The sequence below is a fragment of the Phenylobacterium montanum genome, assembly GCF_018135625.1.
Classification (GTDB): domain Bacteria; phylum Pseudomonadota; class Alphaproteobacteria; order Caulobacterales; family Caulobacteraceae; genus Poindextera; species Poindextera montana.
Genome location: NZ_CP073078.1, coordinates 1774325 through 1791090, shown reverse-complemented (window position 1 = coordinate 1791090; position 16766 = coordinate 1774325). Strand labels below are relative to the sequence as shown.

At 69.4% G+C, this 16766-nt stretch carries 12 protein-coding genes; 6 read left to right on the top strand and 6 right to left on the bottom strand.

From position 1 onward, the window contains the following. Positions 1–31 precede the first annotated feature (31 nt). The gene (locus KCG34_RS07905) at positions 32–499 is read left to right on the top strand and encodes a PraA/PraB family alkane oxidation protein activator (RefSeq protein ID WP_211939835.1); all 468 of its coding nucleotides are present in this window, start codon (positions 32–34) and stop codon (positions 497–499) included. A 94-nt stretch (positions 500–593) separates the two neighbouring features. On the opposite strand, the gene KCG34_RS07900 is transcribed toward KCG34_RS07905, so the two are convergent. The 3 genes from KCG34_RS07900 to KCG34_RS07890 form a co-directional block, all read right to left on the bottom strand. After that, complete coding sequence (locus tag KCG34_RS07900) at positions 594–1874, bottom strand: efflux RND transporter periplasmic adaptor subunit (protein ID WP_211939834.1); 1281 nt, start codon at positions 1872–1874, stop codon at positions 594–596. A gap of 157 nt (positions 1875–2031) precedes the next feature. Further along, positions 2032–3234 carry an ABC transporter permease gene (locus tag KCG34_RS07895; RefSeq protein ID WP_211939833.1) on the bottom strand — a complete coding sequence of 401 codons (1203 nt, stop codon included), beginning with the start codon at positions 3232–3234 and terminating at the stop codon, positions 2032–2034. Beyond that, positions 3231–3908: an ABC transporter ATP-binding protein gene (locus KCG34_RS07890; RefSeq protein WP_211939832.1), complete on the bottom strand. Its 678-nt coding sequence runs from the start codon at positions 3906–3908 to the stop codon at positions 3231–3233. The genes KCG34_RS07895 and KCG34_RS07890 overlap by 4 nt, the downstream gene beginning before the upstream one ends. Positions 3909–4255: 347 nt before the next feature. Here KCG34_RS07890 and KCG34_RS07885 point away from each other — a divergent pair, with 347 nt between their 5' ends. Beyond that, positions 4256–5851: a TolC family protein gene (locus KCG34_RS07885; RefSeq protein ID WP_249138261.1), complete on the top strand. Its 1596-nt coding sequence runs from the start codon at positions 4256–4258 to the stop codon at positions 5849–5851. Between the two features lie 175 nt (positions 5852–6026). Here the strand turns inward: KCG34_RS07885 and KCG34_RS07880 are convergent, their stop codons facing one another. Continuing rightward, positions 6027–7277, bottom strand: coding sequence for a cysteine desulfurase-like protein (locus tag KCG34_RS07880; protein ID WP_211939831.1), 1251 nt, complete (start codon positions 7275–7277; stop codon positions 6027–6029). Between the two features lie 287 nt (positions 7278–7564). Here KCG34_RS07880 and KCG34_RS07875 point away from each other — a divergent pair, with 287 nt between their 5' ends. From KCG34_RS07875 to KCG34_RS07860, 4 genes are all read left to right on the top strand, one after another. Continuing rightward, a complete protein-coding gene (locus KCG34_RS07875; RefSeq protein WP_211939830.1) occupies positions 7565–8176 on the top strand; it encodes a TetR/AcrR family transcriptional regulator in 612 nt (203 codons plus the stop codon). Between the two features lie 129 nt (positions 8177–8305). Beyond that, entirely contained in the window at positions 8306–9454 is a 1149-nt protein-coding gene (locus KCG34_RS07870; RefSeq protein ID WP_211939829.1) for an efflux RND transporter periplasmic adaptor subunit, read from the top strand. A gap of 82 nt (positions 9455–9536) precedes the next feature. Then, on the top strand, positions 9537–12731 hold the full coding sequence (locus KCG34_RS07865) for an efflux RND transporter permease subunit (protein WP_211939828.1): 3195 nt from the start codon (positions 9537–9539) through the stop codon (positions 12729–12731). Between the two features lie 26 nt (positions 12732–12757). Further along, positions 12758–14179 (top strand): efflux transporter outer membrane subunit, encoded by a 1422-nt coding sequence (locus KCG34_RS07860; RefSeq protein WP_211939827.1) that lies wholly within the window; start codon positions 12758–12760, stop codon positions 14177–14179. Between the two features lie 2 nt (positions 14180–14181). Here KCG34_RS07860 and KCG34_RS07855 read toward each other — a convergent pair whose 3' ends face one another. Both KCG34_RS07855 and KCG34_RS07850 read right to left on the bottom strand, forming a co-directional pair. Next, the gene (locus KCG34_RS07855; RefSeq protein ID WP_211939826.1) at positions 14182–15642 is read right to left on the bottom strand and encodes an efflux transporter outer membrane subunit; all 1461 of its coding nucleotides are present in this window, start codon (positions 15640–15642) and stop codon (positions 14182–14184) included. 5 nt (positions 15643–15647) lie between these two features. After that, on the bottom strand, positions 15648–16766 hold the full coding sequence (locus tag KCG34_RS07850; protein ID WP_211939825.1) for an ABC transporter permease: 1119 nt from the start codon (positions 16764–16766) through the stop codon (positions 15648–15650).

Sequence of the window (16766 nt, the reverse complement as noted above, 5' to 3'; positions counted from 1 at the left end):
CAAGCGTCTCAACATCCCAAGAGGAAACGCCATGAGAGTTCTCGCCACGATCGCCGCTACGGCGCTGGTCTCGTTCGGCTTCGCGGCCACCGCTTCGGCCTATTCCTTCCATCCGCGCAGCACCAGCTTCACCGGCGTCGGCTCGACCAAACTGACCAAGGGCCTGCTGTCGGTTCCCTGCACCGCACACTTCACCGGCCACACCGACTCGCTGGGCAAGGGCTACATCACCGCCGCCAGCTTCAGCGGCAGCTCGGCCTGCTCGGCGATCCGTGCGGCGGCTCTGCCCTGGCACGCGCTGGCGACCAGCCTGCACGGCGCTACGGTCTACAACGCCGAGGTCACCGCCTCGATCTTCGGGACCTGTGGCCCCAGCAACGTGCCGGTGACCGTCAGCAGCACCGGCGTGATCACCTTCAGCAATGCGACCCTGAAACCGAACTGCGTGGTCAGCGGCAACGTCCAGACCACCCCGCACGTGACGATCGTCAGCCCCTGACCTCTCGCACGGCCGTCCGCCTCGCGCTGCGGACGGCCTGCATCTGCCCCGGCCGAGCCCCATCCGCTCGCCGGGGCTTTTTTGCGTCTTGCGCTTATGAACCGGGTGCGGCGCCGGCGTTCGCAGGTCGCTCATGCCAGACGATCACGTCGCCCGGCTTCAGGCCCGAGACGATTTCCACCCCATCCGGCGCGACGTGGCCCAGGCGCACCTGGGTGCGGACCAGCCGTCCCGTCCCAGCCTGGCGCAGAGTGACCGTCGCCGAGGCGCCCGATCCCTCGATCGCTCCCGGCGGCGCGACCAGCGCCCGGGGATTGCTGTAGAGATCGATGGCGATGTTGGCGGTCATGCCGATACGGATGGTGGCGGCCTGCTGCGGGGGCAGGGGATCCAGCCGGGCCGTGGCGGCGAAGCTGGCCAGGGGGCCGCTGTTGGCCGAGGACGGCGAGGCCTCGCCCGCCACCGAGGCAATGTGGCCCTTGACCTGGAGGTCGCCGAAGCCTGGCCCACTGACGGTGACCGGGTCACCGGGCCGCACCTGGTCGGCGTCGGTCTCGCCGAGCCGGAAGGCGACCGCGAGGCCGCCGGGCCTGGCCACCTGGCCGATCAGCTGGCCCTTGGACAACTGCTGGCCAGCGTGAACCCCGCCGCCGCCCTCGCCCTCGCCGGCCTTGTCCGAGGGCGGGCGAACGATCACGCCGGTCGCCGGCGCGCGCAGCACCGCCCCGGCCAGGGCGGCGTCGAGCGCGGCCAACTGGGCGCGGGCGCCGGCAAGCTCGAGTTCGGCCACCCGGCGATTGGGGCCGCGGCCCTGGGCGAGGGTGACGGACAAATCCTGCTGCGCCGCTGCCAGGCTCATTTCTTCGCTGCGCTGCTGCTGGATCAGGCCCTCGTATTCGGCCCGGGCGACGAGACCGCGATCGAGGAGCGCCTTGGTCTCCTGGGTCTTGCGGCGGGTGTCTTCGAGCTCGGACGTGGCCGCCGACACCGCCCGCCGGGCGCGGGACATGTCGGGCCCCTTGGACCAGTCCGCCATCTCCGCCGCGCTCTGCGCCGCCTTCAGATAGGCGGCCAGGGCCTCGGCGCGGCGTTGGGAAAGGTCGGTGGTGTCGATCTCGGCCAGGACCTGGCCCTGGGTCACGTGATCGCCATAGGCGAACGAGACCGACTTGACCACGCCCTCGAATGGTGCGGCGACGTCCGCGGTGTCGCCGGGCGTGACGGCGCCGACCACGGTGAGGGTGGAGGCGAACGGCCGCGGCTCGACCTCCTGACTCTGCAGGGGCGTCCGGTCGGCTTCTGCCGTGTCGGGGCGCTTGAGGGCGAGCCCCAGCAAGGCGATCACGACCAGCAGGCCGCCCCCGACGGCTGCCATCGTACGGGGCCGCGCCCGCAGCCGTTGAAGGGTCGTCAGCCGGGCGTGCATGGCTCCAGTTCCAGCGGCGAAAGACCGGACAAATTCGACAGCCCAAATCTACAAGAATGTCAGCACCGATCAAACGCAGCAGCGGCAGCTTGGCTGCATGGGTCCGCTATTCGGCGCGCAAAGCTTCGATCGGGTCGAGCTGGGAGGCCTTGATCGCCGGATAGAGGCCGAAGGCCAGGCCGACCGCGGCGGCGAGGCCGGGCCCGAGCAGCAGGACGTAGAGCGGCAGGCTGAAGCTCCAGCCGGATGCTCTGGCAGCGGCGAAAGCGGCTGTGAGGCCCAGGACCAGGCCGGCCAGGCCGCCGACCGCGCCCAGGGTCCCGGCCTCGACCAGGAACATCAGCTGCAGGTCGCGAGGGCTGGCGCCAATGGCCGCGCGCAGCCCGATCTCGCGGCGGCGCTCCATCACCGCCATCAGCATCACGTTCATCACCCCGATGCCCCCGACCAGAAGCGAGATGGCGCCGATCGCCGTCAGCAGGCGGCTGTGGATCGCCTTCTGGGCGTTCAGGCCGCGGATCAGTTCCTGCGCGCTGATCACCTGCAGGGCTGCGGTAGGGTTGGCGAGCTCGGCCTGGATCCGCTGCGCCGCCGCCGGGGTGTCGGCGCCGGGCCGGAGGCGGAACAGGGCGGTCACCGGATCCGGTGGATTGACCACCCGTCGGGCCCCGGCCAGGGGGATCAGCACGGCGCTGTTGAAGTCTGTCGGATCGAGGGCGGTGTTCGGGGCCGGCGCCAGGATCCCGACCACCCGATAGACATAGCCCTTGACCCGGACCTCGCTGCCCGGCGCGGCCGGGGCCCCGGGAGCCGACAGCTTGCTGGCCGCATCCGAGCCAAGGATCGCCACCAGGCCGCTGTCGTCGAGCGGCCCGAACAGGCGGCCTTGGCTGGGCTGCAGGCCGATCAGGCTGACCAGGGCGGGGGTCACCGCGGCGAGGCCCAGGTCGGCGGTCTGGCCGCCGGCGGCGACGGTTGCCCGGTCGATGGCCATGGGCGCGGCCGCCAGCACGTCCGGGTCCCTGCGCGGCAGGCGCTCGACGGTCGCGAGGTCGAGCACGGGATTGGCGTCGCCCGCCGGGGTGGCGTGGATCTGCACCATGTCCGCGCCCATGTGGCTGAACAGCTTCAGCGTCTCGCGCTGGGCCATGTGGCCGATGGTCAGCATGGCGACGATCGCCGCGGCGCCGATGACAATGCCCAGGAGGGCCAGGGCCGAGCGCTCGCGCTGGACGAACAGGTTGGCCATGGCTTCGGCCACGGTTTCGCCCAATGGCAAGTTGGACAGCGGCGGTCGGCGCAGCGTCATGCGGGGGCGGAGTCTGCGGCGATGCGGCCGTCCAGAAGCTCGATGCGCCGGTCGCACTGGCCGGCGAGGTCGCGGTCGTGGGTCACCATCAGGACGGTCACGCCGATCTGCTGATTCAGCCGGCGCAGCAGGGCCATGACCTCGGCGGCGTTGGCGCTGTCGAGACTGCCGGTCGGCTCGTCGGCCAGGATCAGCTTGGGGCGCCGGACCAGGGCGCGGGCGATCGCCACCCGCTGGCGCTCGCCTCCGGACAGCTCCGCCGGCCGGTGTTCGGCCCGGGCGGCCAGGCCCACCTGGGCCAGCATCGCCAAGGCCATCGGCCGCCGCTCGGCGCGTGGGGTCCCGGCATAGAGCAGGGGCAGGGCGACATTCTCCCAGGCCCTGAGCCGCGGCAGCAGGTGGAAGGCCTGGAACACGAAGCCCAGGGCGCGGTTGCGCAGTCGCGCCGCGGCCTCGGGCGAGACCGCTTCCACCGGCTCGCCGTCCAGTCGCACATGGCCCGCCGACGGCCGGTCGAGCAGGCCGGCGATCTGCAAAAGAGTGCTCTTCCCGGAGCCGGACGGACCCAAGAGGGCGCAGAAGCCGCCGGCCTGGAGGGTGAAGCTGACCCCGCGCAGCACCGGCGTCGGCCGTTCGGCCCCGTAGGATTTGGTCACGTCCTGCAATTGCAGCATGCGATCGCCCGCCGGGCGGCCCTCGAGCGCATTGGGCGGCCACGCTTGCACAACACGCCGGGGCCGTCGGCCGTTCCCGTAGAAGGCTCGCTCAATAATCGCAAATATCGGCCGCACCAAAGCCTGGCTTGAGCGTTATCGGACTGGCGTTTCGATCAGGTGTCGGCGGGGAGGCCGGGCCATGCGCGTGCAGCGTCCTTTCGGATCATCAGGGGCCCAGTCCGGCGCGCGCTTCAATCTTCTTGAGGCGGCGCGTGGTTGCTAGGGGCTGGCGGAGCATAGGTGGGCGGCGGATTGGCCTCTGTGGGCGGCGCCATCACCGGACCGGCCGGCGGACGGCGCAGGACTTGCGGCGTCGCGCAGGCGCTGAGCCAAAGGCCCGCGATCGCGAGGGCCAGCGACAGTTCACGAAACTTCGGTCCTCGGCGCATCGCCACCTCGCCTTCCAACCGTGGGCCAGCCTGGCCCTGGCGCTGATCCTGGCCCTTGGCGGCGGCGCCGTGAAGGGGCAGACGCTGCATCCGCCGGTCGCGTCGCCGCCGGCCCCCAAGGCCTCGGCTATCGGGCCGCCGGTGAAAATGAGCCTCGTCGAGGCCGTGTTCCTGGGCCTGCGCGACAACCGCACCATCAAGTCGGCCTATATCGAGCGGGTGGCGCAGAAATTCGACCTGTTCGTCGCCGAACAGCGCTTCCGGCCCACGGCTCTGTTGTCGGCCAGCATCGAGGCCACGCGGCAGGGCGGGGTGACCGGGACGGCGACCACGCTCAACCCGACCGTCTCCTGGCTCACGCCCACCGGGGCCCAGTTCCAGTTCTCCTGGTCCAGGCTGCAGACCCGCGGCGGCGGCGCGGACGCGGTCAGCGACGTGGCCGGCGTCAGCTTCACCCAGCCCTTGCTGCGCGGCGGCGGGTTGGCGGTCAACGCCGCCCCGATCAAGCAGGCGCAGTTGCAGGAGCGGATCAACCGGCTGCAGCTGAAATCGACCGTCACCGACACGGTCAGCACCATCATCCTGGCCTATCGCAACCTGCTGCAGGCGCAGGAGCAGCTGGGCATCGCCCGCCAGTCGCTGCAGCGCGCCCAGGATCAGATGCAGACGGACCAGGCCCTGGTCGACGCCGGCCGGATGGCGGCGGCGGACCTGGTGCAGACCCGCGCCGACATCGCCAGCCAACAGGTGGCCCTGCTGCAGGCCGAGCAGCAGCGCAACAGCGCGCAATTGGCCCTTCTTGGCCTGCTGGCCATGGATCTGCACGTCAATATCGTCGCCGCCGATTCACTGAAGGCCGAGCATGTGGCCATCGACGTCGACAGGGCGGTGTCGATGGCGCTGGACGCCCGGCCCGACTACTTGTCGCAGCGAGCGGCCGTCGAGCAAGCGCGCCAGGGGTTGATCGTGGCCAGGAACGACCGGCTGTGGACCCTGTCGGTGACCGGCGGGGTGCAGCGCCAGACCGAGCGCGGCGGTGGGGTGGTGGTCAGTCCGGCTCCGGGGACGCCGCTGACCGGCGTCGCGGGCCTGCCCGGGACCAGCGGCGCTCTCGGCCTGGAGCTGCGCATTCCGCTGGGCGACTACACCCTACAGCAGGGAGAGGTGACCGCCGCCACCGCCTTGCGCAGTCAGGAGATGCAGCTGGCCGACCTGCGAGAGCGGGTCGAAGCGGAGGTGCGCGACGCGGTCCAGGGGGTCGAGCTCAGCTGGCGCCAGGTGGAGGCGGCTGAAATCGCGCGCGGCCTGGCGGCCCAGACTCTGCAGATGGAGCGCGAGCGGCTGCAGGCGGGGCGGACCTCCAACTTCGAGGTGCTAACCTATGTGTCCAATCTGCGCGTGGCCGAAACCCAGGCCTTGTCGGCCGAAATCAGCTATCTCGACGCCCTGACCACACTCGATCAGCAGCTGGGCGCCACGCTCGACACCTGGAAAATCGCCCTGAGGGACTGACTGGGGCTCGAAGCGCTTGGTCAGCCTCGATGCGACGGTGCATGCCAGCTTTCAAAAGTTGCGCGGGACTCCAGCCTCCCAGCCGGTCCCTCAGCTTTTGGGATGAGCCTGTCGGCCATACGTCGCCTCGTGCAGCCCCCCGACAGCGGCCAAGCGGCGGAATCGTGGCCGCGACCTATCCGGCCCCGACCTGCCGCGCGAGGGACGCCAGCAGAGCGTCGACCTCCTGCGCCGTGTTGTAATGCGCCAGCCCCACTCGGAGCACGCCGCCACGGTCCTGCAGGCCCATGCGCCTGATCGGTTCGATCGCATAGTTATGCCCCGACCAGACAAAGATGTTGTCGGCGGCGAAGGCCTTGGCGAGATCGTCGGGATGGCGGCCATCGATGGTGAAAGAGACTGTGGGAACCCGCCGGTGCATGGCGTTGGCCGAGGTTATCCCCCGGATGGTCAGCCCCTTGAAACCGCTCAGGCCCTCGATCAGCCGGCGAGTGATGGACTGCTCATACGCGGCGATCGCGTCCCATGCCGATTTCAGACGGGCGCTACGCGAGGCGCCGTCGCCGAACTGTTCGAGGTATTCCACTGCGCCGAGCGTTCCGGCCATGCCTTCGTGACTGAGGGTGCCCGTCTCGAACCTGTGGGGCAATTCGTCACCGGCCGGGCGAACCTTGTAGCTGAAGGTCTCGGCCAGCAGATCGCCGCGGCCCCATAATACGCCCTGGTGAGGACCGAACCATTTGTACGCCGACGAGACCAGGATGTCGGCGCCGAGATCCTGCACGTCGATCGCGTAGTGCGGGGCGAACTGGACCGCGTCGACATAGACGATCGCGCCGGCGGCCCGCGCCTGGGCGGCGAAATGTTTGATCGGATTGACGGTGCCCGTGCAGTTCGAGGCATAGCCCAGGGCGACCAGCCTGGTTTTGTCCGTCAGGACCTTTTCCAGCGCGTCGTCGGGAAACTCGTAGGTTTCCGGATCGAACTCCATCCAGCGCACCTCGAGCCCGAGGTCCTCGGCGAGCAACAGCCACGGCGCGACATTGGCGTCGTGGTCCATGCCTGAAAGGACGATCTCGTCGCCGCGCTGGAATCGCCTGCCCAGGCAGCGCGACATGTGCAGGGTCAGCGTCGTCATGTTCTGGCCGAAGACGATCTCGTCCGGCGATGCGGCGTTGTAGAAGTCGGCGCAGGCCTGATGGGCGGCGTCGACAAGCTCGCCCACCTGAATGGTGGTGGCGAAATATCCACCCAGGTTGGCGTTCTTTGTTGCCAGGCACTCGACCGTGCGGGCGATCACCTGATGCGGGACCTGTGTGCCGGCGGGGTTGTCGAAATAGACCCGCGGCGCGGGACTATCCTTTTGCGCCAGGGCCGGAAACTGCGCGCGGGCGGCTTCAACATCGTATGGCTTTGAATGGCTCACCGGCGCCTCGCTATGAAACCAGACGATACTCCATCACGATCGCAGGCGAATGGTCCACCGCCAAGTCGAGCCTGCGCGGTCGACAACTCCCGGCGCCCTCGTCGCTCTGGCTCGTTCCCACGCGCTGGACAGGCGCGCCAAAAAAGCCGGACTTGTCGCCGCCAACGATCGGTGTCGCCCCGCATGGGCTGCTGTGGTCCCCGTTTGGAGGTGCGACGAGCATTTCTGAGGCTGGCTTGCGCGCAAGCCATTGTTAGGAGCGGAGCGCACATTACATATCGATCGGTATGAATGAGCATTTCTCCATCGCCCATCGCGGCCGACCGCGCGAATTCGACGCCGAACAGGCGCTCGCGGCGGCTTTGCGCGTGTTCTGGAGCAAGGGCTATGAAGGCGCTTCGCTGACCGATCTGACCGAGGCGATGGGGATCACCCGGCCAAGCCTCTACGCCGCCTTCGGCAACAAGGAGGCCCTGTTCCGCAAGGCGCTGGACCTCTACGAGCGTGACAAGCTGGCCTATGTGACCGAGGCGCTGAAAGCGCCGACGGCGCGGGGCGTGGCCGAGCGCCTGCTGCGCGGGGCCCTGGACATGCAGCTGTCGCGCTCCGATCCTAAGGGCTGCCTGGGGGTGATCAGCTCCGTCGCCTGCGGGACCGAGGCCGAGAGCGTGCGGGCCGAGGTTATCGCGCGCCGCGCCTCGTCCGATGCAGCCCTGTTGGCTCGCATGGAGCGGGCAAAGGCCGAGGGCGATTTGCCGGACCACGTGAGCGCCGACGGCATGGTCCGCTACCTGACCGCGGTGATCCAGGGGCTCTGCCTGCAGGCCGGGGCCGACGCCACGCCGGAACAACTGCACAGCCTGGTCGAGACCACGCTGGATCTCTGGCCGGGCCGCTAGGCTCAACCGAGAATTTTTCTATCGATCGATATGGAAGGCCTTGAAAGGCTGGGTTGCGACCCCAATCTATACCGATAGGTACGTAATGGGGCTGGCGACGCCGCCCCTTATAATCTCCGGGGAACATCGATGTCCAATAGCGCCTCTTCCGGCCGCGCGCTCGCGTTTTTGTCTTTGCTCCTGCTCGCCGGTTGCGGCGCGGCGGCGGAAGCCCCACCGAAGGCGGCTCCACCTCCGGTCGTCTCGATCGCGCCGGTCGAGTTCCGCGCCTTGCCGCAGTGGGACGACTTCACCGGCCGGCTCGAAGCCGTCGATACGGTCGACCTGCGCCCGCGCGTCTCGGGCGAGGTCATCGCCACGCCCTTCGCCGAGGGCGCGAGGGTCAGCAAGGGCCAGCTCTTGTTCCAGATCGATCCCCGACCGTTCCAGGCTGAGGTCGACCGGCTGACCGCCGCGGCCCAGCGGGCCAGGGCTCAGGCCGAACTGGCCGCCGCCGACGACCAGCGCGGCCAGCGGCTTCTGGCACAAAACGCTATCGCCCGGGAGGAGGCCGAGCGCTTGGCTTCCGAGGCCCGCGCAGCCCGGGCCGACGTCGGCGCTGCGGAGGCCGCCTTGCGCGCCGCCCAGCTGAACCTCTCCTTCACCCGTGTCGTGGCGCCGATCGACGGGCGGGTGTCCAAGGCCCTGATCACCCGCGGTAACCTGGTCACGCCCGCCGACCTCCTGACCACGGTGGTCTCCGACACGCCGATCTATGCGGCCTTCACCACCGACGAGCAGACCTATCTGAAGTACGCCGCCGCGCAGCGCGGCGAAGCGGCGCCGGTCTATATGGGCCTGATGACCGAGACCGGCTATCCGCACGCCGGCAAGCTGCGCTTCCTGGACAATGCGGTCGACGCCAAGAGCGGCACGATCAGCGGCCGGGCGGTGTTCGACAATGCCGACGGCGCCTTCACCCCGGGCCTGTTCGCCCGCATTCGCCTGATGAGCCAGAAGACGCAATCCGTGGCCCTGGCGCCCGAACAGGCGCTTGGCACCGACCTCGGCAAGCGTTTCGTGCTGGTGGTGGGGCAGGGGAACCATGTCGAGTACCGGCCGGTGACCCTGGGCCGCGCCGTTGGGGAGTATCGCATCGTGACGGCCGGCCTGAACCCCGGCGACCGGATCATCGTCTCCGGCCTGCAGAAGGTGAAGCCCGGCGACGAGGTTCAACCCCAGCCCAGCACGGTCCGCTTCAACACCGCCGATCTGGGCAGCCTCGCCGCCGCCGGCTGATCAAACCTCTTCTTCTGAACGCCCAGCGCCGGCCGCCTTTCAGCGGCCGGAGCCTTCCGCTCACCCTGACGGGGCCAATTCCATGAACTTTTCCAGCTTCTTCATCGGCCGGCCCCGCTTCGCCGCGGTGCTGTCGATCGTCATCTTCGTCGCCGGCCTGATCGCCCTGCCGATCCTGCCGATCGCCGAATATCCGGAAGTCGTGCCGCCGACCGTGGTGGTGCGCACAGCCTATGCCGGCGCCGACACCAAGGTCATCGCCGACACCGTCGCCGCCCCGCTCGAGCAGTCGATCAACGGCGTCGAGGGCATGCTCTACCAGTCTTCGCAGTCGACCCCCGACGGGGCCATGGCCCTGACCATCACCTTCGCCCTGGGCACCGACCCGGACAAGGACCAGGTCCTGGTGCAGAACCGCGTCGCCCAGGTGCTGTCCAAGCTGCCGGACGAGGTGCAGCGGGTGGGCGTGACTACCACAAAGGCCTCGCCGACCCTAGTCGAGGTGGTGCACCTGACCTCGGACGATACCCGCTACGACATGGGCTACCTGGCCAGCTACGCCCAGCTGCATGTCAAGGACGCCCTGGCCCGCAGCTATGGCGTGGGCGACGTGCAGATGTTCGGCCAGGGCCCGTACTCGATGCGGATCTGGCTGGATCCGGAAAAGCTGGCTTCCCGCTCTATGACGCCGGGCGACGTGGTCGCCGCCCTGCGCGAGCAGAACGTGCAGGTCGCCGCCGGTCAGGTCGGCGCCCCGCCGGCGCCCGGCCAGGCCGACTTCCAGATCTCGATCAATGCCCAGGGGCGGCTGGAGACCGAGCAGCAGTTCGGCGACATCATCGTCCGCGCCGGGCCCCACGGCGAGATCAGCCACCTGCGCGACGTGGCCCGCATCGAGCTGGGATCCGACAGCTACGCCCTGCGCTCGCTGCTGGACGGCAAGCCGGCGGTCGCCCTGCCGATCTTCCAGCGGCCGGGCACCAACGCCCTGCAGATGGCCGATGGCGTCAAGAAGACCATGGACGGGCTGGCCAAGGACTTCCCCCAAGGGGTCCGCTACCACATCGTCTACGACACCACCGGCTTCGTGCACGAGTCGATCAACGCGGTCGTGCACACCCTGTTCGAAGCCCTGGCCCTGGTGGTGCTGGTGGTGATCCTGTTTCTGCAGAACTGGCGCGCCTCGCTGATACCGCTGGCCGCCGTGCCGGTCAGCCTGGTCGGGACCTTCGCGGTCCTTTTGATGCTGGGCTTTGGGCTGAACGCCCTGACCCTGTTCGGCCTGGTGCTGGCCATCGGCATTGTGGTCGACGACGCCATCGTGGTGGTCGAGAACGTCGAGCGGAACATCGCCCTCGGCCTCTCCCCGCCCGACGCCACGCGCCAAGCGATGAAGGAGGTGACCGGCCCGATCATTTCGACCGCGCTCGTCCTCTGCGCCGTGTTCGTGCCGACCGCCTTCATCACCGGGCTCAGCGGCCAGTTCTTCCGCCAGTTCGCCCTGACCATCGCGATCTCCACGGTGATCTCGGCCTTCAACTCCCTGACCCTGTCGCCGGCCCTGGCGGCGGTGCTGCTGCGCCCGCACCATGCGCCCAAGGACCGTCTGGAACGCCTGATCGAGCGCGGCTTCGGCTGGCTGTTCCGGCCGTTCAACCGCGGCTTCGCCTGGCTGTCCCATTGCTATGTCGGCGGCGTCTCGCGGCTTCTGGGGAAGAGCTCGATCGCGCTGGTGCTCTATGCCGGCCTGATCGGCCTGACGGTGCTGGCCTTCGCCCGTACTCCCGGCGGCTTCGTGCCGCAGCAGGACAAGCTCTACCTGGTCGCCATCGCCCAGTTGCCGGACGCGGCCAGCATCGACCGCACCGAGGCGGTGGTGCGCAAGATCAGCGATATCGGCCTGAAGACCCCGGGGATCACCCACGCGGTGGCCTTCCCGGGCCTTTCGGTCAACGGCCTGGTCAACAGCCCCAACGCCGGCGCGGTGTTCTTCCCGCTGGAGAGCTTCGACAGGCGCAGATCAAAGGACCTGTCGGCCACGGCCATCGCCGCCCAGCTGAACCAGAAGCTCTCGGCCATACCCGAGGCTCAGATCGCGGTCTTCCCGCCGCCGCCGGTGCAGGGGTTGGGTACGCTGGGCGGCTTCCGCCTGCAGATCGAGGACCGTTCGGGCCTCGGGCCGGAGGCGGTGTTCCAGGCGACGCAGAAGGTGACGGCCGACGCGGCCAAGGACCCAAACCTGGCCGGGGTTTTCTCCTCCTACCAGATCGGCGTGCCGAAGATCCGCGCCGATATCGACCGGGAGAAGGCGAGGGCGCAGGGCGTCTCCCTGACCGACCTGTTCGAGACCATGCAGGTCTATCTGGGATCGCTCTATGTCAACGACTTCAACCGCTTCGGCCGCACCTATCCAGTCAACGTGCAAGCCGACCAGCGCTTCCGCCTGCAGCCGGAGGACATCCTCAGCCTGCAGACGCGCAACGCCGCCGGCCAGATGATCCCCCTGGGCGCCTTCGTCACCACCCATGAGGCGACGGGGCCGGAACGGACCGCGCACTATAACGGCCTGCTCACCGCGGAGATCAGCGGCGGCCCCTCGGTCGGTCATTCCACCGGCCAGGCGCAGAAGGCCCTGGAGGCGATCGTCCAGCGCGACCTGCCGCCCGGCATGGGCTTCGAATGGACCGAACTGACCTACCAGCAGATTCTGGCGGGCAATACGGCGGTGTTCGTCTTCCCGCTCTGCGTGCTCCTGGCCTTCCTGGTGCTGGTCGCCCAGTACGAGAGCTGGACGCTGCCGCTGGTGGTGATCCTGATCGTGCCGATGTGCCTGCTATGCGCCCTGGTCGGGGTCCAGCTGAGCCACGGGGACAACAACATCTTCACCCAGATCGGCCTGATCGTGCTGGTGGGCCTGGCCTGCAAGAACGCCATCCTGATCGTCGAATTCGCCCGCGAGCGCGAGAAGGAGGGCGAGCCGCTGCTGCAGGCGATCCTCGACGCCTGCCGCCTGCGCCTGCGGCCGATCCTGATGACCTCGATGGCCTTCATCATGGGCGTGGCCCCGCTGGCGGTCTCCACCGGCGCGGGGGCGGAGATGCGCCGGGCCATGGGCGTGGCAGTGTTCTCCGGCATGTTGGGGGTGACCCTGTTCGGCCTCGCCCTGACCCCCGTCTTCTACTGGACCGTCCGCCGCCTGACCCGCTCCCGCCACAAGACCCATGGTGGAACCAAGGCTAGCGCGCCCAAGTCCGACGTCCTGGTTCCGGCCGAATGAGCCGGGCCATGCAAGGAGCTTTGTCCATGAACCGATCTGGCCGTTTCTTCCCGGCCGCCGCCCTGGCTGCGAGCCTGGCCGCATCGCCGGCCGGCGCCGCGCCCTTCAGCGTGGGGCCGACCTATCATGCGCCGCAGGAAGCGCCGGTGGCGCTGGCGCCGGCGGACCCGCGCCTGACGGCCGCCGCCGCGCCCGCCGGCGGCTGGTGGCGCGCCTTCGGCGATCCGGAGCTGGACTCGCTGATCGCCCGCGGCCTCGCTTCCAACCTCGACATCCGCGTTGCGTTAGACCATGTGCGCGAGGCGCGGGCCCTGTTCGGCGGCGCCGAGCTGGACCTGGCGCCGCACGTGACCACGGACAGCGCCTATGCTCGCAGCCGCGAGCAGGTTCCAGGCTTCATCACCAAGCCGGTCGACGGCGAGCAGGCCCAGCTGGGCCTGGATGCCGCGTGGGAGATCGACCTCTTTGGCAGGGTCCGGCATCAGGTCGAGGCCGCCAGGGCCGACGCCCAGGCTTCGGCAGAAGACCTGCGCGATACGCAGGTGATCGTCGCCGCCGAGATCGCCCGCAACTACCTCCTTCTGCGGGGCGCCCAGGCGCGGCGGGCGGTGGCTGAAGAGAACGCAGAGACCTCACGCGACACCTTGCGCCTGACCCAGGTGCGTATGGATGTCGGGACCGGCGATCCGGTGGACATGGAGAGCGCCCGCGCCCGGCTGAACGCTACCGAGGCGACGATACCGGAATTGCGCGCCGCCGAATCCGAAGCCGCTCAGCGGCTCGCGGTGCTGACCGGGGTGCGCCCGGGCGCGCTGGATGCGGAACTGGCCGCGTCGGCGGTCGGGCCCGCCGCGCCGGCGGCCGTGCCGATCGGCGAGGCCTCGCAGTTCCTGCGCCGGCGGCCGGACGTGCGCGCGGCCGAGCGGCGGCTAGCGGCCGAGACGGCGCGGACCGGGTCGGCGACGGCGGACCTCTTTCCCCGCATCACTGTCACCGGCTTCGTCGGCTTCCTGTCGGGCGACGTCTCGTCGCTGTTCCGCAAGGGCTCCCAGGCCTGGTCGGTCAGCCCGGCGGTGTCCTGGCCCGGGCTCGACCTCGGCACGGTCCGAGCACGCCTGAGGGCCCAGAAAGCGCGCCAGGATGAGGCCGCGGCCGCCTATCAGCAGGCCGTGCTGCGCGCGGTCGAGGACCTGCAGAACGCAATCGTCGCCTATCGCGAACGCCAGCTGCAGGTGGTCAGCCTGTCGCAGCAGGTCGACGCCGCCCGCCGGGCCGCCGACTTGGCCCACATCCGCTACAAGGAGGGCCGTATCGACTTCCTGCGCGTGCTGGACGCCGAACGCAGCCGCCTCGAGGCCGAGGACGCCCTGACCCAGGCCCAGGTCAACGCCAATGTCGACGTGGTCTCGATCTACAAGGCGCTCGGCGGGGACCTGGGCCAGGGGTGATCCTATGACCAGCCGCCGCCCAGCGCCTTGTAGAGCCCGATCAGGTCGGTCGAGACCGCTGTGGTCGCGTCGGCGAGGGAAAGCTGGTTCTGTTGCAGGGTCCGTTCGGCGTCGAGCACCTCGATGAAACTCGCCAGGCCGCTGGCGTAGCGCTGGCGCGAGAGGTCGAGCGCGTCGCGGTTGCGGGCGACGGTGGCGGCGAGCAGGGCGTCGCGGCTCTGATCGGCGGCGCAGGCGGCCAGGGCGTTGCCGACCTCGTGCAGAGCGTCCAGCACCGTGCGGCGATAATCCAGCGCGGCCTCCTGGGCGTGGATGTCAGCCAGCCGGACCGCGCCGCGCCGCTGGCCGCCGTCGAAGATCGGCAACTGGACCTGGGGGCCGGCGCTGAAGAAGCGGCTGGCCCAGTCGGTCAGGCTGGAAGCCTCCTCGGACTGAAAGCCGCCCTGAACCCCCAAGGTGACCCGTGGATAGAGATCGGCCACGGCCACGCCCATTCGGGCTGTGGCGGCGTGCAGCCGCGCTTCGGCCGCGCCGATATCGGGTCGGCGGCGGGCCAGATCGCCCGGCAGGCCGATGGGCGCCGACGGCGGGGCCGGCGGGACCGGGGCCGCAGCGTCCAGCTCGGCGCGCAAGGCCCCGGGCTGCAGGGCCAGGAGCAGGCTGAGCCGGTTGATGTCCTGGGTGATCTGACGGTCGAGCAGCGGAATCTGCGCTTCGGCGAGTTTGGCTTGGGCCTGGGCCTGAGACAGATCGATGTCGCTGGAAAGGCCGGCGGCGTTGCGCTGGCCGGCCAGGGCGGCGAGGTCAGCGGCGGTAATGACGCTCTCTTCAAGCACCGCGCGCTTGGCCTGGGCGCCGCGCAGGTCGACGTAGGCGCGGCCGACTTCGCCCAGGGTCGAGACCATGACGGCGCGGCTATCCTCGATCGAGGCCCTGGTGTCGGCCTTAGCGGCCTCGACCGAGCGGCGCACGCGCCCGAACAGGTCGATCTCCCACGAGGCGTCGAAGCCGAGCTGGTACTGGCTGTAGGGGTTGGGGATGCTGACGCCCTTGAGCCCGGGAAACTGGCCGATCTTGCTGAACAGGCCGCCTGTCGGGGTCGATTCGCTCAACCGGTTGTCCTGCGCCGAGGCGTTGGCCGTCAGGCGGGGCCACTGGGCGGAGCCGGCGATCTCGCGCTGGGCGCGCGCCTCGGCGATGCGCAGCATGGCCTGACGGGCGTCGAGGTTGGCGGCGCGGGCGCGGCTGACCAGCGAGGTCAGCTCGGCGTCGTTGAAGCTGGTCCACCAGGCGGCGGCCGCATCGGCCCGCGCGGTTGTGACCCCAGCGGCGGAAGCGCTGGCGCTCCAGGTCGCTGGGACATCCGGCCTCGGCGCCTTGAAATCCGGCCCGACCGCGCAGCCGGCCAGCAGCGCGATCGGCGGCAGGGTGAAAAGGAGACGGCGGAGGGCGGGCTTGCTCATGGCGATTACTCGAGCCGATTGCGAAACATCCAGGCCGCGCCCGCCAGGGTCACGCTGGCGATGATCGCCATCGGCCAAAGGTCGGGAACCAGACGGTCCAGGCCCACGCCCTCGAGATAGACCCGGTGGACCAGATCGATGGCGTAGCGCAGCGGATTGATCAGGGTGAAGTTCTGGATGATCGGCGGCATGGAGCTGATCGGCGTGGTCATGCCCGACAGCAGCGCGAAGGGCATCATCACGACAAAGGCGAACAGCATGGCCTGCTGCATGGTGGCCGCGATCGACGAGACGAACAGGCCGATTCCTACCGCCGCCAGCAGGAACAGCACCAGGCCGACATAGAGGGTGACGTAGGAGCCGGCGAAGGGGATGCGGAACCACAGTTGCGCCACCAGCAAGGCGTTGGTCGCCTGGACGACCCCGATCAGCATGGCGGGAATGGCCTTGCCGACCATGATTTCGGTGGGGCTGTAGGGCGCGACCAGCAGCTGGTCGAAGGTGCCTTCCTCGCGCTCGCGGGCCACCGACAGGGCCGCCAGCATAAGGGTCGACATCATGGTGATGGTGCCCACAAGGGCCGGCACCAGGTTCCAGCGGGTCTCCAGATTGGCGTTGTACCAGGCGCGCGCGACGAGCTGCACGGGCGGCGGCGGCAGGCCGTGGTCGCGGAGCCAGTCGGCGTTGAAGCTCTCGACCGCGGTGTTGACATAGCCCATGGCCGTGCCGGCGGTGCTGGAATTGCGCCCATCGGCGATCACCTGCACGGGCGCATCCTCGCCGGCGGAGAGCCGGCGCTGAAAGTTCGGATCGATCTGAACCACGATCAGCACCCGCCGATTGTCGATCAGCCGCGCCATCTGCGCCGCTTCGGTCAGGTTGGCGATGCGGTGGAAGGCGCCTGAGCCGTCGAGCTTGGCCAGAAGAGCGGCGGAGGCTTCGCTGTGGTCGCGGTCGAAGGCGGCGTAGGGGACATTGCTCAGGTCGAGGGTTGCGGCGTAGCCGAACAGTAGGCACTGGAGCACGGGCTGAAGCATCAGCATATTGCGGGTGCGCGCGTCCTTGAGGACGGCGAGAAGCTCCTTGCGGATCAGGGCGAAGACGCGGCGGACTGAATCCCACAT